At 66.0% G+C, this 23,265-nt stretch carries 25 protein-coding genes; 16 read left to right on the forward strand and 9 right to left on the reverse strand.

Annotated elements, in window-relative coordinates:
- Window positions 1-2: 2 nt before the first annotated feature.
- From lptC to ACFSCT_RS08540, 9 genes are all read left to right on the forward strand, one after another.
- On the forward strand, window positions 3-626 hold the full coding sequence (gene lptC / locus ACFSCT_RS08500; protein ID WP_379141867.1) for an LPS export ABC transporter periplasmic protein LptC: 624 nt from the start codon (window positions 3-5) through the stop codon (window positions 624-626).
- Between the two features lie 67 nt (window positions 627-693).
- The gene (gene lptA, locus ACFSCT_RS08505; RefSeq protein ID WP_379141869.1) at window positions 694-1,176 is read left to right on the forward strand and encodes a lipopolysaccharide transport periplasmic protein LptA; all 483 of its coding nucleotides are present in this window, start codon (window positions 694-696) and stop codon (window positions 1,174-1,176) included.
- The gene (gene lptB / locus ACFSCT_RS08510; RefSeq protein WP_379141871.1) at window positions 1,176-1,949 is read left to right on the forward strand and encodes an LPS export ABC transporter ATP-binding protein; all 774 of its coding nucleotides are present in this window, start codon (window positions 1,176-1,178) and stop codon (window positions 1,947-1,949) included. Before lptA ends, lptB begins: the two co-directional genes overlap by 1 nt.
- A 140-nt stretch (window positions 1,950-2,089) precedes the next feature.
- Window positions 2,090-3,151 carry an ABC transporter ATP-binding protein gene (locus ACFSCT_RS08515; protein ID WP_379141873.1) on the forward strand — a complete coding sequence of 354 codons (1,062 nt, stop codon included), beginning with the start codon at window positions 2,090-2,092 and terminating at the stop codon, window positions 3,149-3,151.
- Window positions 3,151-4,056: an ABC transporter permease gene (locus ACFSCT_RS08520; protein WP_379142236.1), complete on the forward strand. Its 906-nt coding sequence runs from the start codon at window positions 3,151-3,153 to the stop codon at window positions 4,054-4,056. Before ACFSCT_RS08515 ends, ACFSCT_RS08520 begins: the two co-directional genes overlap by 1 nt.
- Entirely contained in the window at window positions 4,053-4,856 is an 804-nt protein-coding gene (locus ACFSCT_RS08525; RefSeq protein WP_379141874.1) for an ABC transporter permease, read from the forward strand. Before ACFSCT_RS08520 ends, ACFSCT_RS08525 begins: the two co-directional genes overlap by 4 nt.
- Before the next feature lie 27 nt (window positions 4,857-4,883).
- Window positions 4,884-5,906 carry an extracellular solute-binding protein gene (locus ACFSCT_RS08530; RefSeq protein ID WP_379141876.1) on the forward strand — a complete coding sequence of 341 codons (1,023 nt, stop codon included), beginning with the start codon at window positions 4,884-4,886 and terminating at the stop codon, window positions 5,904-5,906.
- Window positions 5,907-6,034: 128 nt separating this feature from the next.
- Window positions 6,035-6,790, forward strand: coding sequence for a hypothetical protein (locus ACFSCT_RS08535; protein ID WP_379141878.1), 756 nt, complete (start codon window positions 6,035-6,037; stop codon window positions 6,788-6,790).
- Entirely contained in the window at window positions 6,778-7,383 is a 606-nt protein-coding gene (locus ACFSCT_RS08540; protein ID WP_379141880.1) for a hypothetical protein, read from the forward strand. The genes ACFSCT_RS08535 and ACFSCT_RS08540 overlap by 13 nt, the downstream gene beginning before the upstream one ends.
- Here the strand turns inward: ACFSCT_RS08540 and ACFSCT_RS08545 are convergent.
- The 4 genes from ACFSCT_RS08545 to ACFSCT_RS08560 are packed head-to-tail and all read right to left on the reverse strand — an operon-like array spanning window position 7,364 to window position 11,886.
- Entirely contained in the window at window positions 7,364-8,311 is a 948-nt protein-coding gene (locus ACFSCT_RS08545) for an ABC transporter permease (protein ID WP_379141883.1), read from the reverse strand. The two genes, ACFSCT_RS08540 and ACFSCT_RS08545, sit on opposite strands and share 20 nt — an antisense overlap.
- Window positions 8,308-9,357, reverse strand: a complete 1,050-nt coding sequence (locus ACFSCT_RS08550; protein WP_379141885.1) for an ABC transporter permease — start codon at window positions 9,355-9,357, stop codon at window positions 8,308-8,310. The genes ACFSCT_RS08545 and ACFSCT_RS08550 overlap by 4 nt, the downstream gene beginning before the upstream one ends.
- On the reverse strand, window positions 9,347-10,882 hold the full coding sequence (locus ACFSCT_RS08555; RefSeq protein WP_379141888.1) for an ABC transporter ATP-binding protein: 1,536 nt from the start codon (window positions 10,880-10,882) through the stop codon (window positions 9,347-9,349). Before ACFSCT_RS08555 ends, ACFSCT_RS08550 begins: the two co-directional genes overlap by 11 nt.
- A complete protein-coding gene (locus ACFSCT_RS08560) occupies window positions 10,879-11,886 on the reverse strand; it encodes a BMP family protein (RefSeq protein WP_379141890.1) in 1,008 nt (335 codons plus the stop codon). Before ACFSCT_RS08560 ends, ACFSCT_RS08555 begins: the two co-directional genes overlap by 4 nt.
- A 179-nt stretch (window positions 11,887-12,065) precedes the next feature.
- Between ACFSCT_RS08560 and ACFSCT_RS08565 the strand changes: the two genes are divergently transcribed.
- Entirely contained in the window at window positions 12,066-13,496 is a 1,431-nt protein-coding gene (locus ACFSCT_RS08565; RefSeq protein ID WP_379141891.1) for an amidase, read from the forward strand.
- Here ACFSCT_RS08565 and ACFSCT_RS08570 read toward each other — a convergent pair.
- Both ACFSCT_RS08570 and ACFSCT_RS08575 read right to left on the reverse strand, forming a co-directional pair.
- Entirely contained in the window at window positions 13,493-13,618 is a 126-nt protein-coding gene (locus tag ACFSCT_RS08570) for a hypothetical protein (protein WP_379141892.1), read from the reverse strand. The two genes, ACFSCT_RS08565 and ACFSCT_RS08570, sit on opposite strands and share 4 nt — an antisense overlap.
- A gap of 42 nt (window positions 13,619-13,660) precedes the next feature.
- A complete protein-coding gene (locus ACFSCT_RS08575; RefSeq protein WP_379141895.1) occupies window positions 13,661-14,152 on the reverse strand; it encodes an HAD family hydrolase in 492 nt (163 codons plus the stop codon).
- A gap of 178 nt (window positions 14,153-14,330) precedes the next feature.
- Here ACFSCT_RS08575 and speB point away from each other — a divergent pair, with 178 nt between their 5' ends.
- From speB to ACFSCT_RS08600, 5 genes are all read left to right on the forward strand, one after another.
- Window positions 14,331-15,386, forward strand: coding sequence for an agmatinase (gene speB / locus ACFSCT_RS08580; protein ID WP_379141897.1), 1,056 nt, complete (start codon window positions 14,331-14,333; stop codon window positions 15,384-15,386).
- A gap of 161 nt (window positions 15,387-15,547) precedes the next feature.
- Window positions 15,548-16,648, forward strand: a complete 1,101-nt coding sequence (locus ACFSCT_RS08585; protein WP_379141899.1) for an ABC transporter substrate-binding protein — start codon at window positions 15,548-15,550, stop codon at window positions 16,646-16,648.
- A 70-nt stretch (window positions 16,649-16,718) separates the two neighbouring features.
- The gene (locus ACFSCT_RS08590; RefSeq protein ID WP_379141900.1) at window positions 16,719-17,591 is read left to right on the forward strand and encodes an ABC transporter permease; all 873 of its coding nucleotides are present in this window, start codon (window positions 16,719-16,721) and stop codon (window positions 17,589-17,591) included.
- A complete protein-coding gene (locus tag ACFSCT_RS08595) occupies window positions 17,588-18,373 on the forward strand; it encodes an ABC transporter permease (RefSeq protein WP_379141902.1) in 786 nt (261 codons plus the stop codon). The genes ACFSCT_RS08590 and ACFSCT_RS08595 overlap by 4 nt, the downstream gene beginning before the upstream one ends.
- On the forward strand, window positions 18,370-19,413 hold the full coding sequence (locus ACFSCT_RS08600) for an ABC transporter ATP-binding protein (protein WP_379141904.1): 1,044 nt from the start codon (window positions 18,370-18,372) through the stop codon (window positions 19,411-19,413). Before ACFSCT_RS08595 ends, ACFSCT_RS08600 begins: the two co-directional genes overlap by 4 nt.
- A 30-nt stretch (window positions 19,414-19,443) precedes the next feature.
- On the opposite strand, the gene aguB is transcribed toward ACFSCT_RS08600, so the two are convergent.
- Together aguB and ACFSCT_RS08610 are read right to left on the reverse strand one after the other, a co-directional pair.
- Entirely contained in the window at window positions 19,444-20,301 is an 858-nt protein-coding gene (gene aguB, locus ACFSCT_RS08605) for an N-carbamoylputrescine amidase (RefSeq protein ID WP_379141905.1), read from the reverse strand.
- Window positions 20,294-21,325 (reverse strand): histone deacetylase family protein, encoded by a 1,032-nt coding sequence (locus tag ACFSCT_RS08610; protein WP_379141907.1) that lies wholly within the window; start codon window positions 21,323-21,325, stop codon window positions 20,294-20,296. Before ACFSCT_RS08610 ends, aguB begins: the two co-directional genes overlap by 8 nt.
- Before the next feature lie 106 nt (window positions 21,326-21,431).
- Between ACFSCT_RS08610 and ACFSCT_RS08615 the strand changes: the two genes are divergently transcribed.
- Window positions 21,432-22,703: an amidohydrolase family protein gene (locus ACFSCT_RS08615; protein WP_379141908.1), complete on the forward strand. Its 1,272-nt coding sequence runs from the start codon at window positions 21,432-21,434 to the stop codon at window positions 22,701-22,703.
- 34 nt (window positions 22,704-22,737) lie between these two features.
- Here ACFSCT_RS08615 and ACFSCT_RS08620 read toward each other — a convergent pair whose 3' ends face one another.
- A complete protein-coding gene (locus ACFSCT_RS08620) occupies window positions 22,738-23,235 on the reverse strand; it encodes an Lrp/AsnC family transcriptional regulator (protein WP_379141910.1) in 498 nt (165 codons plus the stop codon).
- Window positions 23,236-23,265 lie beyond the last annotated feature (30 nt).

The raw sequence follows: 23,265 nt of genomic DNA on the forward strand, positions 1-23,265 counted from the left end.
CCATGCCGCCCGGCGGATTGCGCAGCCCGTCCACGCCGCTGAGGTCGCGCATCGTCGCCCTGTTGCGCTGGCTTCTGCCGCTTGCGGCGCTGGTCATCCTTTCGACGCTGTTCATGCTGTCGCGCAAGCCCGATCCCGACGCCGCGATCCCCTATGCCACCGTCGACGTCGAGGAGCGGGCGCGGGCGCCCCAGATCACCGCGCCCCGCTATGCCGGGGTGACGCCCGACGGCGCCAAGCTGACGCTCGAGGCGGCCAAGGCGATCCCCGATCAGGGCGACGGCAGCGCGGTCGAGACGCTGCGCCTTGAATGGCGCGCCGCCGACGGCCTTGCGGCGGATATCAGCGCCGGTCAGGGTACCATGAGCGCCGGCCAGATCGACCTGAGCGGCGCGGTACGGATGACCTTATCCTCGGGCTATGTGCTGACCGCACCGCAGCTGCAGGCGCAAAAGGATGCCGCCGTGATCACGTCGGACGGTCCGGTCGCCATGCAGGCGCCTTATGGCACCGTGCATGCCGGCGGCATGCGGCTGGCGCGGGTGCCGGGGGCTGCGGACGGATCGGGCGCTTCGACGCATGTTCTTGATTTGAATGGCGGTGTCCGACTGATATACCAACCGTGAAAACCAGACCGATTTGACCCGTCCGACGGCGTTATCCCAACCCCGATCCGAAACCGAGAGGCACCCAATGCTGCGCCCTTTGATCATTTGCCTGGCCTTGGCCCTTGCCGCCGGCCCCGCCGTGGCCCAGCAGGTCGCCTTTGGCGGCATCAAGGCCGATACCAAAGCCCCGGTCGAGGTCACTGCCGAAAGCCTTCAGGTTCAGCAGGCCGACAACACCGCGACCTTCAACGGCAATGTCGTCATCGGACAAGGGGCGATGCGGCTGACGGCCGACAAGGTGAAGGTGGTTTACGCGCAGGGTGATCGGGGCCGGATCCAGTCGCTGGACGCCACCGGCAATGTCACGCTGGTCAGCGGCAAGGATGTGGCCCAGGCCGAAAGCGGCGTCTATGACGTCGCAAGCGGCAACGTGACGCTGAAAGGCGGGGTGACGCTGACCCAGGGGCAAAACATCCTGACCGGCGAAACCATGCAGGTCAATCTGGCCGATGGCACCGCGAATGTCTCGGGTCGCGTGCGCAGTATCCTGCAACCGGGCGGTAACTGATGGCTGATGGCGACGCGCCTGCCCGTTTGCGGGAACGGCCGTCCCTGCAGGGGTGGCTGCGGGCCGAGGGGCTGCGCAAATCCTATCGCAACCGCCCGGTGATCCGCGATGTATCGGTCGAACTGAAACAGGGCGAGGTGGTGGCGCTTCTGGGCCCCAACGGATCGGGCAAGACGACCTGTTTCTATATCATCGCGGGCCTGATCGCCCCCGATGCCGGGCAGGTGTTCATCGACGGGCAGGACGTGACCGCCCTGCCGATGTACCGCCGCGCCCAGATGGGCATCGGCTATCTGCCGCAGGAAATGTCGATCTTTCGCGGCCTCACGGTCGAGCAGAACATCATGGCCGTGCTGGAGGTCACTCAGCGCAACCCGCATCGGCGCCGCGACCGGCTGGAGGAATTGCTGGGCGATTTCTCGATCGCGCATCTGCGCAACGCCCCGGCGATGGCGCTGTCGGGGGGTGAGCGGCGGCGGACCGAGATCGCCCGCTGTCTGGCCTCGAACCCCCGGTTTCTGCTGTTGGATGAACCGTTTGCCGGGGTCGATCCGATTGCGGTGGGCGAGATTCGCGCGCTGGTGCACGACCTGAAATCGCGCGGCATCGGGGTGCTGATCACCGACCATAACGTGCGCGAGACGCTTGGCATCGTCGACCGCGCCTATATCCTGCATGACGGCAGCGTCCTGATGTCCGGCACCACGCAGGACATCGTCGCCGACCAGCGCGTGCGCGAAGTCTATCTTGGCGACAGCTTTTCGCTGACCTGACATCCGACCGACCGGGTGCACCCGGCGGCGCGCGCTTGTGGTGAAAAGCGGCGCGATTTCAGCCATATCGCCAAGATGCTTGCCAAATAGCCGCCTGTTGACGCAGCATGTCCCCAAGCAACATGCACGGGGGATGCTGGGTGCAAACCGCCATTGACTGTCAGCAACTCAGCAAGGTGTTCGGCCAGGGACAACATGCCGTAAAAGCGCTGGATAATGTATCGCTTGGCATCGGCAAGGGAGAGTTCTTTACCCTGCTCGGCCCGTCGGGTTGCGGCAAGACCACCCTGCTGCGACTGATCGCCGGCTTCGAATCGCCGACCGAGGGGCGCATCACGCTGGACGGGCAGGACATCACCAATCTTGCGCCCAACCACCGCCCCATCAACACCGTGTTCCAAAGCTATGCGCTGTTTCCGCATCTGACCGTCGCCGAGAACGTGGCCTTTGGGCTGAAGATGCTGGGCCGGGCCGCGGCCGAGGCCCGGGAACGGGCGCAGGCCATGCTTGATCTGGTGCGGCTGGGCGAATTCAGCGGTCGGCGGGTGTCGCAGCTTTCGGGCGGCCAGCAACAGCGGGTGGCGCTGGCGCGCGCCTTGGCGCCCGCACCCAAGGTGCTGCTGTTGGACGAACCCCTGTCTGCGCTTGACCTGAAACTGCGCAAGGAAATGCAGATCGAGCTGAAACGGCTTCAGCACGAGACCGGCATCACCTTCGTTTTCGTGACCCATGATCAGGAAGAGGCCCTGACCATGAGCGACCGGATCGCGGTCATGTCGGCCGGCCGCGTCCAGCAGCTCGGCACCCCGCGCGAGATCTATACCCGGCCCGGAAACCGCTTCGTCGCGGGCTTTATCGGGGAAAGCAATTTCATCCCGGCCCAGATCACCGCCGGCTATGCGGAACTGCCGGGCGGCGGCAGGATCGCCGTCGATCCGGGCGTTCCGGACGGTCCGGCGACGCTGGCGGTCCGGCCGGAATCGCTGGCGCTTTCGGCGGCGGGGGCGTCGGTTCCGGGCGCGATGCCGGCCACGGTGACCAACGCGGTCTATTTCGGCACCGACAGCCATCTTTACGCGCGGTTGCAGGACGGAACCCGCATCGTGCTGCGCCTGCCTGCCTCGGCGAAATTGCCGGACGAGGGTGCGGCGATCACCATCGGCGTCGCGCCCGGCGCGGCGCAGGTTCTGGCGGCCGAATGATGGCCGAGCCGCGCGATCAACTTCAGGTGCAGGCGGACCGGCGAAGCTGGCTTCTGGTCACCCCGGCGCTGATCGTGCTGCTGGTCGCGGCATCGGGGCCGCTGCTGATCGTGCTTTACTATTCCTTCCTGACGCCCGGCGCCTATTCCGGCGTGACCCGGCCCTTCACCACCAAGGCATGGGAAAGCATCTTCGTCACCCGCGATATTTTTGATGACACGCTGCAATGGGCGGATGCGCATCTGACGATCTTCTGGCGGTCGGTGAAGCTGTCGGTGCTGACCACGATCATCACCTTTCTGCTTGGCCTGCCGACGGCGTGGTTCATCGCCACCCGCAGCCCGGCGGCGCGCACGATCTGGCTGTTCCTGATCACCATTCCGTTCTGGACCAACCTGCTGATCCGCACCATCGCGATCAACCAGATCATCCGCAACGAAGGCATCATGAACACGCTGCTTCTGAAGCTGGGCGTGATCTCGCAACCGATCCGGCTGCTTTACACCGATACCGCAGTGCTGATCGGCATGGCCTATGTCTATCTGCCGATGATGGTGCTGCCGCTGTTTGCCGCTATCGACCGTTTCGACATGCGGCTTCTGGAAGCGGCTTATGATCTTTACGCCAGCCGGCTGGCGGTGCTGCGCCGGATCGTCCTGCCGATCATCCGGCCGGGCATCGTTGCGGGCTCGATTCTGGTCTTTGTCCCCTCGCTTGGGGCCTATGTCACGCCCAGCGTTCTGGGCGGCGGCAAGAACATGATGATCGGCAATTTCATCGAGCTGCAATTCGGCCAGGGCAAGAACTGGCCGCTGGGCGCTGCGCTGTCGATGATGCTGCTTCTGATCGTGGCGCTGGCGCTGGCCGTTTATGTACGGGCGATGGACCGGGGGGCCAGATCATGAGCGGGCGCAGCTTTTCCGTCACCACGCTGCCCGGCTTTTCGACCGTCGCGATCATCGTCTTCGTGATCCTGTATCTGCCGATCATCACGCTGGTCGTCTACAGCTTCAACGCCTCGCCCACCGTTTCGGTCTGGCAGGGGCTGACACTGGACTGGTACGGCAGCGCATGGGCGAACGAGACGGTCAAATCCGCCACCGTCCGGTCGCTGATCATCGCGTTTTCGGCCTCGATCATCGCGACCACGCTTGCGACGCTTGCGGCCTTGGGGATCGTGCGTAACCGCCGGATGCGGGGGCGGGGCGCGGCCTATATGATCATCAACCAGCCCCTGATGGTGCCCGAGATCGTCAGCGCGGTGGCGCTTTTGATCTTTTTCGCCTCGATCAAGATCGCCACCGGCTATCAGGGCTTGGGCTATCTTATCGCCGCCCATACGGCTTTCTGCATTCCCTTCGCCTATCTGCCGATCTCGGCCCGGCTGGAAGGCATGGACCCGACGATGGAGACCGCCGCCGCCGATCTGTACGCCAGCCGCTGGCAGACCTTCCGGCACGTCACCCTGCCGCTTCTGGCGCCGGGCGTGGCGGCGGGCGCGATGCTGGCCTTTGTCATCAGCCTTGACGATGTGGTCATCACCGAATTCGTGAAATCCGCCGGACAGGACACGCTGCCTACCTATATGCTGGGCCAGATGCGCCGCCGCGTCACGCCCGAGGTCAACGCCATTTCCACCATGCTGCTGGGCCTGACGGTGATCCTGCTGACGGCATTTTTCTTTTTGACCCGCAAGCGGACCTGAGATCCGCCCAAAACCGATGGAGAGGATATGAAAAAGACCCTGCTATGCACCGCCCTTATTCTGGCGGCCGGACCTGCGCTGGCTGCGGGCAAGCTGAACCTGTACAACTGGGGCGATTACACCAGCCCCGACATGATCGCGAAATTCGAAAAGGAATATGACGTCGACGTCACGCTGACCGATTACGACAGCAACGACACCGCGCTGGCCAAGATTCAGGCCGGCGGCCATGGCTTTGATCTGGTGGTTCCCTCGGCCAACTACATCCAGACATTTGCGGATGCGGGCCTGATCGCAGAACTGGACAAATCGCGGTTGAAGAACTTTGGCAACATCGATCCGAAATGGGTCGATGTGGCATGGGATCCGGGCCGCAAATACTCGATTCCGTGGCTGTGGGGCTCGACCGGGGTCGGCATCAACAAAAGCGTCTATTCGGGCAATCCCAACACTTCGGCGGTGTTTCTTGATGTCCCGCCCGAACTGGTCGGCAAGATCAACGTCGTGCCCGAGATGAACGATGTTCTGGGCCTCGCTATCATGTATGTGGGCGGCGAGCCCTGCACCGAGGACAAGGAACAGTGGCGCAAGGCCCGCGACGTGCTGATGGCGGCCAAGCCGAACTGGATGTCGATGAACTATGGCGTGAACGAAAAGCTCGCCTCGGGCGACATGGCGGCCAGCGTGAACTGGAACGGCTCGACCATGCGGGCGCGGCTGGCCAACCCCGACATCGTCTATGGCTATCCGCAGGAAGGCTTCCCGCTGTTCATGGACAGCGTCGCGCTTTTGTCCGACGCGGAAAACGTCGACAACGCCTATCTGTTCCTTGATTTCATCATGGAGCCGGAAAACGCGGCGATGATCTCGGCCTTTGCGAAATATGCAAACGGCATCAAAGGGTCCGAGGAGTTCATGCCCGATGACCTGAAAAACGCCCCGGAGGTGATCATTCCGGCGGAACTGGCGGGTGCTGGCAAGTTCCTGCCCCGCTGCTCGCCCACGGCGCGGGAATACATGACCGCGATCTGGACCGAGTTGCAGAAGTAATCCGGCACCGGGCGGGCGCGATACCGAACGCGCGCCCGCCCGGACGCGGCCGGATTGCCCCGGTCCCCGTCGCCCGGTAACATCGCCGCCCGGTAAAATGTTGAACGCACGGCGAAAGGGCGCAGAAATTGGCAGATCCGGCGCGCAATGCCGCCTTGTTTTTCACCCCCGACGCCTATGATCCGGCAGGGTGCGGCCTGAACGGGCGGCGCATGGCGGGACAGTCGTTCCTGCGCGGGTTCGTCCGCAATGCCGATGTCGACGCATTCGTAACGGTGACGAACCGCAGCAGCGAACGCGAGCAATTCGCAAAAATCATCGCCGGGGAATCGGCGCCCGGAAAGGCGCGGCCGGTGCGCGGCGTGCTTATGCACAATCTTCGCGCCATGCGCGAAATCGGGACGCTTTACTATCCGACGCCGGGTCTGGGGCATCTGCTTTGGGCGCGCATGGCCGCGGGGCAAACGGCCTATGCGCTGTGCGGTATAACCCATACGATCTCGACCGCTCCGGTAATGACGCAGTTCTTCGATCTGGTGACCCAGCCCAGCGAGCCCTGGGATGCCATCATCTGCACCTCGCGCGCCGTCAAATCCGCAATCGAGCATCAGGTCGGGCTGGCGCTCGACTATCACGCCCGGCGCTTTGGCCGCCGGCCGGAATTTCGGCCGATGCTGCCGGTGCTGCCGCTTGGCATCAATTGTGACGATTTTCAGCCCGCGCCGACGGACGGTCCGGCGCTGCGGAAAACGCTGGGCATACCTGCGGGCGATGTGGTGGCGCTGGTCCTGTCGCGCATGTCGATGACCGAGAAATTCAACCCGATCCCGCTGTATCTGGCGCTGGCCGAGGCGGCGGCGCAGGTCCCGCAGTGCGCTATCTGATCGGGACCGACGCCTACCCGCAATACACCGCGCTGACGTCGGATCTGGCCCATATCGATATCGGGCTGATGGCGGCGCGGATCGCCGATCTGGCCCGCGATCCGGGTTTGCGCGCGCGCATGGGCGCGGCCGGGCGAAAACGGGCGCGTCTGGTGTTCGACTGGGCGGCGATCGTGCCCGCCATGCAGGATCTGTGGGCGGAACAGGACGCGGTTCGTCGCCGGGCCATCGCCTCGGGCGTTGCCGACCCCCAACGGGGCGCGCTCATCCCCACGGCACCGCCGGCGCTGTCGATGTTCGCGGCCTATCCCTCGGCTCAGATCGCCGCCGATCTGACCCTGTATCGGCTTCGGCCCGGCGCGCCACTGTCCGTGGCCGAGATGGTCGAATTGCGCGCCTATGACCGGCTGAAACGGATGACCGAGCCGGCCGAGGTGCTGGAACGGGTCGCCGCCCGGCTCGGCGACGGTCAGTCACGCGATACCGCATGGCTGGCGGAGGAATTGCACCTGTCCCGGCAGACCGTCGAACGCGCGATTCTGTGGTTGCTGAAATACGGCTTTGTCGAGACGGTCAGCGCTCGCCCCGATTGAAGGGGGTCATCAACGCGGCCGGTACGCTGGCCCGGCGCGACATGGCGACCAACGCGGCGATCGACAGGACGTAGGGCAGCATCAGAAACACCTGATAGGGCACCTGCGCCCCAAGCGGGGTTTGCTGAAGCCGGATCTGAAGCGCGTCGAAGGCGGCGAACAGGATCGCCCCCAGCACCGCCTTGCCGGCGTTCCAGGCCCCGAAGACGACCAGCGCGATGCAGATCCAGCCGCGGCCGTTCACCATCTCGAAGAAGAAGGACGAAAAGGCCGACAGCGTCAGGAACGCCCCGCCGATGCCCATCAGCCCCGATCCGACGATGACCGCGCCCATCCTGACCGCCGTCACCGACAGCCCCTGCGCCGCCACCGCCTGCGGGTTCTCGCCCGCTGCCCGGACCGCAAGGCCCATCGGCGTGCGATACAGGACCAGCGCCACCAGGATCGCGGCGCCGTAGGCCAAATAGGTCAGCGGCGTCTGCTGGAACAGCGCCGGGCCGATCAGCGGAATTTCGGACAGCCCCGGCACCGGCCACGGCTGAAACGGCACGATCCGGGGCGGATCGGTCACCTGCGGCAGGGCGAGGCGATAGGTGAAATAGGCGCTGGCCGAGGCCAGCATCGTCACCCCCAGCCCGACCACGTGCTGCGACAGGCCGAAGGGCACGGTCAATGTGGCGTGGATCACGCCAAAGGCCATGCCGGTCAGCATCGCGACCAGCACCCCCAACCATAGATCGCCGCCCAGATAGACGGTGAACCAGCCGGTGAAGGCGCCGGCGACCATGATCCCCTCGATCCCGAGGTTCAGGACGCCCGCGCGTTCGCAGATCAGCTCGCCCAATGTCGCGAAGATCAGCGGCGAGGCGATGCGGATCATCGCCACCCAGAAGCTGGTGGTGATCAGAATGTCCCAGATTGCGCTCATCCCGCCCTCACCCGATAGCGGGTCAGTCGCATGGCCAGAACCATGAACAAAAGCGCCGCCGCCAGCAGCAGATCGGCCAGATAGGTGGGGACGCCGGCGGCGCGGCTCATGCTGTCGGCGCCGGTCTGGATGCCGGCGACGAACAGCGCCGCGACCACGACGCCCAGCGGGTTCAGCATGGCAAGCATGGCGACGACAATGCCGGTGTAACCGAAGCCCGGCGACAGGTCCAAGGTCAGGTTGCCTTTCAGCCCCGCCACCTCGGAAAACCCGGCGAGTGCCGCCAGCCCGCCGGACAGGATCGCGGTCTGGATCAGCACCCGGTTGACCGGGATGCCGGCAAAGCGCGCCGCCTCGGCGTTCAGGCCCACGGCCCGCATCCGATAGCCAAGCGTGGTGCGGTTTTGGACCAGCCAGATCAGGACGGCCGCGATCAGCGCCAGCGCGAAACCCCAGTGCAGGCGCAACCCGGTCACGATCCGGGGCAGCCGCGCCTCGGGGATCAGGGGGGCGGATTTTGGCCAGCCCATGCCCATCGGGTCCTTCAGCACGCCTTCCAGCAGCATCGAGACGAACAGCAGCATCACGAAGTTCAGCAATAGCGTGGTCACCACCTCGTCGACGCCGAAGCGGGTTTTCAGAATGACCGGCCCCAGCAGCACCAGCGCCCCCGCCGCCATCGCGGCAAGCGCCAGCACTGGCAAAAGCACCGGCTGCGGCAAGGGCAGCGCGCCGGTGCCCAGCAGGACCGTGACCAGCGCGCCGGCGTAAAGCTGCGCCTCGGCGCCGATGTTCCACAGCCGGGCGCGAAAGGCGACCGCCACGGCAAGCCCGGTGAAGATCAGCGGCGTGGCGCGGTTCAGCGTCTCGAGCGCGGCGAGTTTGGAACCGGCCGCGCCCTTCACGATCAGGCCCAGCGTGGCCAGCGGATCGGCGCCCGCCGCGGCGGCAAGGATCATGCCCAGCGCCGCCGTCGCCGCGATGGCCAGCGCCGGCAGCCCCAGACGCCGCGCGGCCGAGGGGTTGGCGATGGGTTCAAGCCGCATGATCGAACCCGTGCCCGGCCATCCACAGCCCGATCTCCGCCGCCGACATCGTGCCGCGCGGGAAAGGCGGCGAGATGCGGCCGCCGGCGATGACGTGGATCACGTCGGACAGGGCCATGATCTCGTCCAGATCCTCGGAAATCAGCAGGACCGCCGCGCCGCGGTCGCGCGCTGCGATCAACTGGCGCTGGACAAAGCCGACCGCGCCGATGTCGAGCCCGCGCACCGGCTGGTTCGCGACCACGATGCGCGGATCGGGGGCAAGCGCGCGGCCCAGCACCAGTTTTTGCATGTTCCCGCCTGAAAGCAGCCGGATCCGCGCGTCGGGACCGGGGCAGCGGATGTCATAGGCCTTGATCAGCCCTTCGGTAAAGGCGCGGGCGGCGGCGTGGTCCAGAATGCCGCGACGGCTGAACGGCGGCGCGGCGTGGGATTCCAGCACCGCATTCTCGGTCAGCGAGAAATCGGCGATGGTGCCGGTGGCGTGGCGATCCTCGGGGATGCGGGCGACGCCGGCGTCAAGGGCGGCACGCGGCGACCATGCCGCGGGGGCCGCGCCCTCGATCGTCATCCGCCCCGAGGTGGCGCGGATACTGCCGCCGATCAGCCCGGCCAGCGCCGCCTGTCCATTGCCCGAGACCCCGGCCAGCCCGGTGATCTGGCTGGCGCACAGGTCCAGCGTCGCCTCGCGCAGCGGCGTGCCGTGCCCGGTCTCGGTGCTGACCCGGTCGAGCCGCAGGATCGCGGGGCCCGAGGGATGCGGGGCGATGTCGGGCGCGGCGATCTCGGCCCCGACCATCAGCGCCGCCAGCCGGTGGCGGTCGGTGTCGCGGGTCGCGATCTCGGCCACCTTGCGGCCGTGGCGCAGCACCGCGACCCGGTCCGAGACGGCCGTGACCTCGTTCAGCTTGTGACTGATGAAGATGATCGACATGCCTTGCGCGACCGCGCGGCGCAGCGTCGCGAACAGCGCCTGCGATTCCTGCGGGGTCAGCACGGCGGTCGGCTCGTCCAGAATCAGGATGCGGGCATCGCGCCACAGCGCCTTGAGGATCTCGACCCGCTGACGCTCGCCCACGGACAGGCTGCGGATGCGGCGGTCAGGGTCGACCGAAAGGCCATAATCCGCGCCAAGTTGGGCCAGCCGCGCGCGTGCGGCGCGCCGGCCAAGCCCCGCCGACCAAAGGCTGCGGGTGCCAAGCAGGATGTTGTCCAGAACCGTCAGGTTCTCGGCCAGGGTGAAATGCTGGTGCACCATGCCGAGCCCTGCCGCCAGCGCGGCGCGCGGGTTGCCGGGGGGCAGGGGCTGGCCGTCGACCTCGATGCCGCCCTGATCGGCGGTATACTGGCCGAACAGGATATTCATCAGCGTGGTCTTGCCGGCGCCGTTTTCACCCAGCAGCGCCAGAATCTCGCCCCGGTTCAGGTCAAGGTCGATATCGTCATTCGCCACCAACGGGCCGAAACGCTTGGTAATCCCCCGGAGCCGCAGCGCCGGGGGGGTATTGTCCGCGCCGCTGGTCACGATGCTTTGGGTTCGGCGTCGTTGACCTCGACCTTGAAGCTGCCGTCCTTGATCGCGGCCTCGCGCTCGGCCACCAGCGTCATCGCCTCGCCCGGAACCTTGCCCTCGAAGGTGCCGAGCGGCGCCAGCGAGCAGCCGCCCTTGGGCATGGTCGAATAAATGCCGTAATCCTCGGCCGCGAAGGTGCCGGCGGTCACCTTTTCCAGTGCCGCGGCAAGGGTCGGGCTGAAGTTCCACAGCGCCGAGGCGACCACCGTGTCGGGATAATCCTTCTGGGTGTCGATGACGTTGCCGATCGCCAGCACGCCCTTTTCCTTGGCCGCGTCGGATACGCCGAACCGCTCGGCATACATCACGTCGGCGCCGGCCTCTATCATCGCGAAGGCGGTTTCCTTGGCCTTGGGCGGATCGAACCACGAGCCGATGAAACTGATCTGGAAGGTGGCGTCGGGACGGGTTTCGCGCACCCCGGCCATGAAGGCGTTCATCAGCCGGTTCACCTCGGGGATCGGGAAGCCGCCGACCATGCCGATCTTGCCGGATTTGGTCATCGCGCCGGCGATGATGCCAGACAGAAAGCTGGCATCCTGAATATAGTTGTCAAAGACCGATAGGTTGGCGATGCCCGCATCGGGCGGCAGCGACGAGCCCAGCAGGAAGGCGGTTTCGGGATAATCGGGGGCGACCTCGCGCGCTTCCTGCTCGACCCCGAAAATCTCGCCCATGATCAGTTGCGTCCCGGCCTCGGCATATTCGCGCATGACGCGGGGATAATCGGTGTTCGCGGTATTCTCGGCAAAGGTGTATTCGATCATGCCTTGTTCCTTGGCCGCCTCGGCGGCAAGGTGCAGACGGCTGACCCATTGCTGTTCGACCGGGACGGTATAGATCCCCGCCACCTTGATCGGTGATTGGGCGCTGGCGCCGCGCGCAAGGCCGGCAAGGGTCAGGGCGGCGGCGCCGGTTCCGATAAGCGTGCGGCGGTTCATCTTGAACGTGTTCATTTTTCTCCCCGGGTTGTATGTGTTTCCTGGCAGATTAGGACAGCGGCCGTTCACCGGCAACGACGAATAGATATGATGGTGAAAGCGGTGGCCGACCTTGCGGCCGCCGCAAAGGTTGCGCGGACATGGGGACGGTGGAATAACCAGACACGGGCCGGATCTGGAAGCGGGGAACAGTCATGCAGGATGGCAAGGATATCACGGCGCTTTCCGCGTCCGAGCTGTCGCGGCTGATCGCCGACGGGCGGCTGACCCCGCCCGCGGTCATGGCGGGTTTTCTGGACCGGATCGAGGAACTTAACCCCCGGCTGAATGCCATCGTCAGCCTGCGCCAGCGGGCCGAGCTGATGGCCGAGGCCGAGGCGGCGGCAGACCGCCCCGCCACGGGTTGGCTTTCCGGGTTGCCGCTTGCGCCCAAGGATCTGCTGGCGACCAAGGGGCTGCGGACGACCTGGGGTTCGCCCATCTTCGCGGATTTCGTTCCGGACGAGGATGATCTGGTGGCGGCGCGCATGCGGGCGGCCGGCGGGATCTTCATCGGCAAGACCAATTCGCCGGAATGGGGGCTTGGTTCGCACACGTTCAACGACGTGTTCGGGCTGACCCGCAACCCGTGGAACACCGAACGTTCGGCCGGTGGCTCATCGGGCGGCGCGGCGGCGGCGCTTGCCGCGGGGATGCTGCCGGTTGCGGACGGCTCGGACATGATGGGCAGCCTGCGCAACCCGGCGGCCTTCTGCAACGTCTGGGGTTTCCGGCCAAGCTGGGGGCTGGTGCCGGCGGGCGGCCCGGGCGAGCAATTCATGGCGACGATGGCCACCGAGGGACCGATGGGCCGGACGGTCGAGGATATGGCCCATCTGCTGGCCGTCATGGCGGGACCGGCGGCCGGTGCGCCGTTTGACCGGCCGGCGCAGGATTATCCGGCGCTGCTTGACGCGCCGGTCGCGGGTCTGCGGATCGGGTGGCTGGGCGACTGGGGCGGCGCCTACCCTTGCGAGCCGGGGATCGTCGAGCTGTGCCGCGCCGCGCTGGACCGGATGGGCGCGATGGGGTGCCGGATCGTCGATCTTGCACCGCCCTTTCCCGCCGAACGGCTGTGGGAGTCGTGGCGGGTTCTGCGGGCGTTTCTGAACGCCGGGTCACGGGCCGCGCTTTACGCCGACCCCGCGAAGCGCGCGCTGCTGAAACCCGAAGCGATCTGGGAAATCGAGCTGGGGCAGTCGATCACCACCGCCCAGCTTTATGAGGCAAGCACCATCCGCAGCGACTGGTACGCCCGCGTCGCCCGGCTGTTCGATGAGGTGGATTTCATCGCCCTGCCGTCCGCTCAGGTCTGGCCCTTCGACGCGGCGCTGCGTTACCCGGCCGAGGTCGGTGGCAAGGCGCTGGATACCTATTATCGGTGGATGGAGGTCGTGCTGCCGGTCACTTTGGCCGGTTTGCCCTGCGTGTCGATGCCGGTTGGTTTCGGGGCCGAGGGGCTGCCCATGGGCATGCAGCTTGCCGGGCCGATCGGGGCGGATGCGGCGGTTCTGGCACTGGGCCACGCCTGGGACCGGGCCGAGGATTACCCCGGCATGCGCCGCCCGCCTTTGACGGGCGGCTAAGCGGTCAGCAGCCTGCGCAGGTCGCCGTAATTCTCGGCCTGCAGATCGCAGAAACCGAAGGCCGGCCCGGTGCATCCCGGTCCCACCGCGACGGTGTAAAGTCCCGCACCCTTCGCCGACATCGCGCCCGGCACCGCATCCTCGACCGCGAAAGCGTCGCCGGACTAAAGCCCCAGCCGCTCGACCGAGACCCGATAAGGCATCGGATCGGGCTTGCCGCGCGCGAGTTCCGCCGCCGAGACGATCAGGCTGACCTCGGCCGTGACGCCCAGCTCCCTGACCGCGCCCTCGATATGCCGCCGGGCCGAGGACGAGCAGATCGCGACGCGAAGCCCCGCCGCCGCCACCGCGCGCAGGAAATCGGCGGCGCCGGGCACCGGCACGCGCATCCCGGGCAGAAGCCTGTCGGCCTCGACAAAGATTTCCTCGCGCCGGGCCAGCATCTCATCGTGGTTCCGGGTGCCGAACACCTCGGCCAGAAAATCGTCGAGACTGCGCCCCACCGTCGCGTCAAGCTGCGCCTGCGTGGGCCGCAGACCATACCGGTCCGCGACGATGCGCTTGGCCTTCTCCCACGCCGGTTCGCTGTCCATCAGCGTTCCGTCCAGATCGAAGATCGCCGCCTTGTAACGTGCCAGAAAGCCGATGCCGGTCATTTTTCCCTCATCTCCCGCGCGCGCTCCAAGACAAATCAGAGCGTTGCGCCGGTGGCAAGGACAGGCGTCACCACGATCGCAGGGCGCGATGGTCGCGTCTTGTGCAAGGGCTGCGAAGCCAAGGCTTGATCCGGGTCGATCCGGGGCCGATAGTCGCCGAAAGCAATTGGGGGATGACATGGCCGATCGCAAACCGACCCTGGACGAGTTGCGCAAGCGTTTCGACGGCGAGAACTCGGGCAGGATCACGCATCCGCCGTTCAAGCGCGTCGCCGAAATGGTGTTCAACAAGGCCGGTACCCGCGCCATGCCGTGGTCGGGCGTTCCGACGCTGCTGAACGCGAAACATCATCCGGTTGATCACAGCGCGCCGGATTTCGGCGATCTTCAGGTCGCGCTGACCGGGCTGCCGATGGATCTGGGGGTGACGAACCGCCCCGGCGCGCGCTTTGGCCCCCGCGCGCTGCGCGAGATCGAGCGGATCGGGCCTTATGAGCATGTTTTGGACTGCGCGCCGCTTTATGATCTGCGGGTCGGTGACATCGGCGATGTGCCCTTTGTCAGCCGCTATGATCTGGAACAAAGCCACCGCGATATCGAGGCGCATATCAACCGGATCATGGATGCGGGTGTCGTGCCTCTTTCGGTCGGGGGCGATCATTCGGTCACCCATCCGATCCTGCGCGCCGTCGGCCGGGACGGGCCGGTCGGGCTGATCCATATCGACGCGCATTGCGACACCATGGGCATCACCGACGGCACGAAATTCCACCACGGCGGGCCGATGCGCAACGCCGTTCTGGACGGGGTGCTGGACCCGGCGCGCACCATTCAGATCGGGATACGCGGATCCTCCGAATATCTGTGGGAGTTTTCGTATGCCTCGGGCATGACCGTCATTCATGCCGAGGAAATCGAGACGCTGGGCATCCCCGAAATCATCCGCCGCGCGCGTGAGGTCGTGGGTGACGGCCCGACGTATCTGTCGTTCGACATCGACAGCCTCGACCCGGCTTTCGCGCCCGGAACCGGCACGCCGGAGATCGGCGGCCTGACCACGCGCGAGGCGCAGGCCCTGCTGCGCGGTCTCAAGGGGCTGAACTTCGTCGGCGGCGACATGGTCGAGGTCGCCCCCCAGTATGACGCCACCACCAACACCGTGCAGGCCGGCGCGACGATCCTGTTCGAAATCCTCTCGCTTCTGGTGTTCAGCCCCCGGTTGCGAAACGGCTGATAACGCCGAAAGATTTTGACAAGGACGGCTCGGTTCGGCGAACCTTCGAAAGGACCCGTGATTCTGGACGGGCAGCGGCCATGTGAAACAAAGCCGTTACAATCTGCCGGTAAGTGCGTGTCGGGCCCATCCCGGGCGGACCGAAAATTGGAGTCGATCTCATGCAATTCAAACTATTAGCCGTCGGCGCTGTTTCCGTTCTGGCGCTGACCTCGGCGGCTCAGGCGCAGGACATGGCAGCGCTGGAAGCCGCGGCCAAGGCGGAAGGTCAACTGACCACCATCGCGCTTCCGCATGACTGGTGCGGCTATGGCGACGTGATTGCCGGGTTCAAGGCGAAATACCCAGAGATCACCGTGAACGAGCTGAACCCCGACGCAGGTTCCGGAGACGAGCTCGAGGCGATCCGCGCCAACAAGGACAACAAGGGTCCGCAGGCCCCCGATGTGATCGACGTGGGTTTCGCCTTTGGTCCGCAGGCCAAATCCGAAGGGCTGATCCAGCCTTACAAGGTCTCGACCTGGGACACGATCCCGGACGATGCCAAGGATGCCGAAGGCTTCTGGTACGGCGATTATTACGGCGTCATGTCCTTTGGCGTGAACACCGATCTGGTTGAAAACGTGCCGGCCGACTGGTCCGACCTGCTGAAACCCGAATACGCCAATTCGGTCGCCCTGACCGGCGATCCGCGGTCCTCGAACCAGGCGATCCTGGCGATCATGGGCTCGGGCATGGCCAAGGGCGCCGAGCCGGGCAAGGATTCGGCCGCAAAGGGGCTCGAATTCTTCGCCGAACTGAACAAGGCGGGCAATTTCGTCCCGGTCACCGCGAAATCGGCGACCATCGCCCAGGGCGCGACCCCGATCGTGATGGCATGGGACTATAACCTTCTGGCCTGGCGCGACGCGCTGAACGGCAACCCCCCGATGGAGGTCGTGGTGCCGTCCTCGGGCGTGCTGGCCGGCGTCTACGTGCAGGCGATCAGCGCCTATGCGCCGCATCCGAACGCCGCGAAACTGTGGATGGAATACCTGTATTCGGACGAGGGTCAGCTGGGCTGGCTCAAGGGCTACTGCCACCCGATCCGGTTCAACGACCTGTCCGCCAACGGCAAGGTTCCGCAGGAACTGCTGGACAAGATGCCGCCCGCCGCCGCTTATGAAAGGGCCGTCTTCCCGACCATCGAACAGCAGGACGCGAACAAGGCCGCCGTCACCGAGGGCTGGGACAAGGTCGTCGGCGCCGCCGTCACCGAATAAGCCCCCATCCGAACCGATCCGTCCCGCCCCCGGTCTTGATCGGGGGCGGGCATTCACGAAAGCATATCGTTTGGCTCAGCGATCCGCCCCCAGCCGCGCGCTTCCCGGCCTGAACTGGCTGGGCGTGGTGCCGTTCCTTCTGTTTGCGCTGCTGTTCCTGCTTCTGCCGACGATGAATATCGTCGTCGGCGCGTTTCGAAACGCCGATGGCGGCTTCACGCTGGACAACCTGCGCAACCTCGCCGCGCCGCGCATCGTGCAAAGCTTCGCCACCTCGATCAAGGTGTCGCTGGCGTCATCGCTGCTTGGCTGCCTGATCGGGTTCCTGATGGCGGCGGCGGTGGTGCTGGGGCGGCTGCCCGGCCGGACCCGGGGACCGCTGCTGACCTTCTCGGGCGTCGCGGCCAATTTCGCCGGCGTGCCGCTGGCCTTCGCCTTCATCGCCACGCTGGGGCGGGTCGGTCTGGTCACCATGCTGCTGCGCGAATGGTTCGGCATCAACATCTATGCGCTCGGCTTCAATCTTCTGTCCTTCTGGGGTCTGACGCTGACCTATCTGTTCTTCCAGATCCCGCTGATGATCCTGATCATCACCCCGGCACTGGACGGGCTCAGGCGGCAATGGCGCGAGGCCGCGCAATCGCTGGGCGCGACCAGCCTGCAATATTGGCGCATGGTGGCGCTGCCGATCCTGTTCCCGTCGCTTCTGGGCACTTTCGCGCTGTTGTTCGCCAATGCCTTCGGCGCGGTCGCAACCGCCTATGCGCTGACCGGCTCGCAGCTTTCCATCGTGCCGATCATGCTGTTCGCGCAGATCCGCGGCGACGTGCTTCAGGATCCGCATCTGGGCTATGCCATGGCCTTCGGGATGATCGTGGTGACCGGTATCGCCAACGCCATCTACATTTGGCTGCGCAGCCGCTCGGAACGGTGGGTGAAATGAGCCGGTTCTGGTCCTGGACGATCTTCATCCTCGGCGCGCTTTACTTTGCCTTGCCGCTGATTGGCACGTTCGAGTTTTCGCTGCGGATGCGGCGCGGCGAATATTCCTTCGACGCCTATCGCAAGGTCTTTGCCGATCCGCAGTTTCAGGCGACCTTCACCTATTCGATCGTCATGGCGATCGCGACCATCGTCTTCGGCGTCCTGCTGGTGGTGCCCACCGCCTATTGGGTGCGGCTGAAGCTGCCGCGCTGGCGGCCGTGGATCGAGTTCATCACCCTGCTGCCGCTGGTCATCCCGGCGATCGTCGTCGTTTTCGGTTACATCCGGCTTTACAACACCTCCAGCTGGCTGCCGCTGACCGGCTCGGCAAACGGCACCAACATGCTCTTGATGTTCGGCTATGCGATGCTGTCGCTGCCCTACATGTACCGCGCCGTCGATACCGGATTGCGCGCCATCGACGTCGCCACCCTGACCGAGGCGGCGCAGTCGCTGGGCGCGGGCTGGATCACCATACTGGGCCGGGTCATCCTGCCGAACGTGCTGGTCGCGGTGCTGTCGGGCGCCTTCCTGACCTTCGCCATCGTCATCGGCGAATTCACCATGGCGGCGCTTTTGAACCGGCCAGCTTTTGGCCCCTACCTGCAACTGATGGGCGCCAACCGCGCCTATGAGCCGGCGGCGCTGGCGGTCATCGCCTTTGCCATCACTTGGGCCTGCATGGGTCTGATCCAGCTTGTGACCCGCTTCACCTACAAACCGGGGGCCCAGCCCAAATGAGCTTTCTGAACCTCGAACATCTCGAAAAATCCTTCGGCGCCAATCACGTGGTCAAGGATTTCTCGCTGGCCGTCGAGAAGGGCGAGTTCATCTCGCTGCTGGGGCCGTCGGGTTGCGGCAAGACCACCGTCCTGCGCATGGTGGCGGGGTTCGAGCAGCCCGACAGCGGCCGGATCGTGATCGACGACAGAGACGTCACCGCGCTGCGCCCGAACCAGCGCCGCATCGGCATGGTGTTTCAGGCCTATGCGCTGTTCCCGAACCTGACCGTCGCCGACAACGTGGCCTTCGGGCTGCGCATCGCCGGCATGAACCGGGCCGACCGTGGCCGCCGCGTGGCCGAGATGCTGGAGCTGATCGGGCTGCCCAGCATGGGCGGGCGCTATCCCTATCAGCTTTCGGGCGGCCAGCAGCAGCGCGTGGCGCTGGCCCGCGCCATCGCGCCACGCCCGCAGGTTCTGTTGCTGGACGAGCCGTTGTCGGCGCTGGACGCCAAGATCCGCGTCAGCCTGCGGACCGAGATCCGCAACATCCAGCGCGAGCTTGGCATCACCACGATCTTCGTGACCCATGATCAGGAAGAGGCGCTGTCGATCTCGGACCGGGTGGTGGTGATGAATCAGGGTGTCGCCGACCAGATCGGCACCCCGCACGAGATCTATAACCGCCCCGCGACCCGTTTCGCGGCGAATTTCGTCGGCACGCTGAACGTCATCGACGCCGAGGTGGTGGAGCCGTCGCAGGGTCGGGTGCGCTTTGCCGGCGCCGAGGGCGTGCTGGGCCGGGCGCTGCCGGCCGGCCGGGTGACGCTTGCCGCGCGACCTGAGCAGATCCATCTGGGGCAGGGCGCGGGCATCGACTTCGACGCGCGGGTGACGGCGGTGGATTTCCTCGGCTCGGTCATCCGGCTGCGGTCCGAGGCGGCGGGCGTCCCCTTTGTCCTCGACACGTTCAACAGCTCGCAGCGCCCGCCCCCCGCGGTGGGCGAGACCGTGCGCCTGACCGTCGCGCCGCAGGATCTGCTGGTGGTGGGCGAATAACCGGCCGGCTCAGGCTCAGTAGGCTCGGGCTCAGTAGCCCGAGATATCCGCGTAAAGCTCGGGCCGGCGGTCGCGGAACAGCCCCCAACTGCGGCGCAGGGCGGCGATCTGGTCCAGATCAAAGCGCGCGGTGATCACCTCGGCCCGGTCGCGGCTGGCCCGGGCGACGATCTGGCCACGCTCGTCGGCGATGAAGGACGACCCGTAAAAGGTCACCTCGCGGTCGTCCTGCGGTTCGGTGCCGATCCGGTTCGAGGTGATCACCGGCATGATGTTCGCCGCCGCATGGCCCCGCATCACGGTTTCCCAATGCGGTTGGCTGTCATAGCCGGGGGCTGGCGGTTCGGACCCGATGGCGGTCGGGTAAAGCAGCATCTCGGCCCCTTGCAGCGCCATGGCGCGGGCGCATTCGGGGAACCACTGGTCCCAGCAGATTCCGACGCCGATCCGCCCCGCCGCCGTGTCCCAGACCCGAAAGCCGGTGTCGCCGGGCGAAAAATAATATTTCTCCTCATAGCCCGGTCCCTGCGGGATGTGGCTTTTGCGATAGATGCCAAGGATGCTGCCGTCCGCATCGACCATCGCCATGGAATTGAAATGGCTTTGGCCGGCGCGTTCAAAGAAAGATACCGGCAAGACCACGCCCAGTTCACGCGCCAGCGCCGCCAGACCGCCGATCAGCGGGTTTTCGGCGGCCGGGGCGGCCAGTCCGAAATAGCGCGGATCCTGGGTGATGCAGAAATAGGGCGCAGCGAAAAGTTCCTGAATCAGCACCACCTGCGCACCTTGGGCGGCGGCCTCGCGGATGGCGGTCTCGGCCCGGTCCAGATTGGCGGGCAGGTCCCAGTCGCAGGCGAATTGGGTGGCGGCTACGGTGACCTCAGCCATTCAGGAAACCCTCCAGCACATTGACGGTGTTGATGCCGACCGCCTCGATCGCATAGCCGCCCTCCATGCAGAAAACCGTCGGCAGGTTCAGCCGCGCGATGGCCGCGCCGGCACGGGTGAAATCGCCGCTTTCCAGCTTGAAGAAGCTGATCGGATCGTCCTTGAACGCATCGACGCCCAGCGACACGACCAGCGCCTGCGGGCCGAAGTCGCGGATGCGGGCGATAGCGGTGTCCAGCGCGCTGCCCCACTGGTCCCAGCCGGCGCCGGGCAGCAGCGGCAGGTTCAGGTTCGCGCCTTCGCCCGCACCCGCGCCGGTTTCGTCGGCATAGCCGAGGAAATAGGGAAAGGCGTCCTCGGGCGCGCCGTGGATCGAGGCGAAAAGCACGTCGCCGCGTTCATAGAAGATATCCTGCGTGCCGTTGCCGTGGTGAAAGTCGATGTCGAGGATCGCGACCCGGTCGGCGCCGCCGTCGCGGAACATCTGGGCGACGATGGCGGCGTTGTTCAGAAAGCAATAGCCGCCGAACATGTCGGCGGTGGCGTGGTGCCCCGGCGGGCGGCACAGGGCGAACGCCGCGCCGGCGCCTTCGGCCACCGCGCGCTGCGCCGCCTGCGCCGATGCGGCCGAGGATTGCGCCGCCCGCCAGGTGCCGGCGGTGATCGCGGTTTCCTGCGCCAGACAGTAATAGCCCAGTTTGCCGTCGATGTTGCGCGGCTCGCGGGCCATCTGGGTGCGGCGCACCGGGTTGGTGGCGCTGATCATCTCGCCCTTCATGCCGGCCGCGATCCATTCGTCCCAGCCGGTTTCCAGAAACCGCAGAAAGCCCGGGTCCATCAGCCCGCGGATCGGCGCCATGTCGCAGGGACCGGGATCGGCGGGCTGGTCAAAGCCGCGTTCGCGCAGTTGCCGCAGGATGTACTCGACCCGGCTTGGCCGTTCGTAGGGGGTCACGAACTGACCGCCCGACAGCTCGGCCTGCGGGAAATGCAAGCGGTGATCCTCGCTGAAAAAGACCTGCATGAACGCCCCCTTTCGTGATGGCACCAGCCAAGGCGATTTCGTCCCGCGTTGCAAGGGGCCGGTTCTGCGCCTAACGTGCCGGCGGATCTGGCCAGGGGGAACAGCTATGTTCGATCTGATAGTGCGCGGCGGCAGGCTGAGCGATGGGCGACAGGCCGATATCGGCATCCGGGGCGACCGCATCGCCGCGATCGAGAGCCTGCCGGAAGATGCCGCCGCCGGGCGCGTCATCGACGCCACCGGCCTGCTGGTCAGCCCGCCCTTCGTCGATCCGCATTTCCACATGGACGCGACGCTCAGCTATGGCACCCCGCGCATCAACGCCTCGGGGACGCTTCTGGAGGGCATCGCGCTGTGGGGCGAGCTGAAGAAGATCGCGACGGTGGACCAGATGATCGACCGGGCGCTGCGCTATTGCGACTGGGCGGTCGGGCAGGGGCTGCTGGCGATCCGCAGCCATGTCGATACCTGCGACCCCGATCTGAAGGGGGTGCAGGCGCTTTTGGAGGTGCGGAAGGCGGTGGCGGATCGGATCGATCTGCAACTGGTGGCCTTTCCGCAGGACGGGTTCTTCCGCGACCCGGCGGCGCGCGACCAGACCATCCGCGCGCTCGACATGGGCGTTGACGTGGTCGGCGGCATCCCGCATTTCGAACGCACGATGGAGGACGGGGCGGAATCGCTGCGCCAGTTGTGCCGGATCGCGGCGGATCGCGGCTTGCGGGTCGATATTCACTGCGATGAGACCGACGACCCGATGTCGCGCCATATCGAGACGCTGGCCGCCGAGACCCTGCGCCACGGGTTGCAGGGCCGGGTTGCGGGGTCGCATCTGACCTCGATGCATTCGATGGATAATTATTATGTCTCGAAACTGCTGCCGCTGATCGCCGAGGCCGGCATCGCCGCGATCCCGAACCCGCTGATCAACATCGTCCTGCAGGGGCGACACGATACATTTCCCAAGCGCCGCGGGCTGACCCGGGTCAAGGAGATGCTGGCCCATGGCATCACGGTCGGCTGGGGGCAGGATTGCGTCATGGACCCGTGGTATTCGCTGGGCACCGCCGACATGCTGGACGTGGCCTTCATGGGCATGCATGTCGCGCAGATGACCCACCCCGACGAGATGCGGCATTGCTTCGACATGGTGACGGCGGAAAACGCCCGGATCATGGGGCTGGACGAGTTCGGTCTGCGGGTCGGGGCGCGCGCCTCGCTGGTGGTGCTGGACGCGGGCGATCCGGTCGAGGCGCTGCGGTTGCGGGCGCGGCGAGTCACGGTGATCTCGCGCGGCAAACTCGTGGCGACGGGGCCGCGCGACCGGATGGAATTGTCGGTTCCGGGCCGCCCGGACCATGTGATCCGCCGGCGCTGAGCGCCACACCCGGAACGGCGCAAAGCGCCGCCCCCTAGACCGCGGGCGCGCCGTTTTCCTTGACCGCCTCCATGGCGACAAAGGTCGTGGTCGCGGCGACATTCGGCAGGTTCGACAGGCTTTCCGCCAGCACCCGGCGATAATCCTGAATGTCCCGGGTCCGCACCTTCAGCAGATAATCGTGGCCGCCCGCGATCATATAGCATTCCTCGATCTCGGGGATCGCCATCACCGCGCGGTTGAAGGCGGCAAGGGATTTCTCGCGCGTGTCGGACAGCCGCACCTCGACAAAGGCGACATGGGCCAGACCCATGCGAATGGGCGACAGCGTGGCGCGGTATCCGGTGATGACGCCCGCGGTTTCAAGCCGTGCGATCCGCGCCGCGACCGGAGTCTTTGACAGCCCCACCCGGCGCGCCAGATCGGCGACCGGGATCCGGCCCTCGGCCGAAAGGATGTTCAGAATGGCCCGGTCGGTACGATCCAGTTCGATCGGACTGCCATCATTCCTGTTTTTGGTTGAATCGCCCAAATCTTTTCCAATTTCGCTCTCAATCGTCTG

It is taken from the genome of Paracoccus pacificus (assembly GCF_042680785.1).
Classification (GTDB): Bacteria; Pseudomonadota; Alphaproteobacteria; order Rhodobacterales; family Rhodobacteraceae; genus Paracoccus; species Paracoccus pacificus.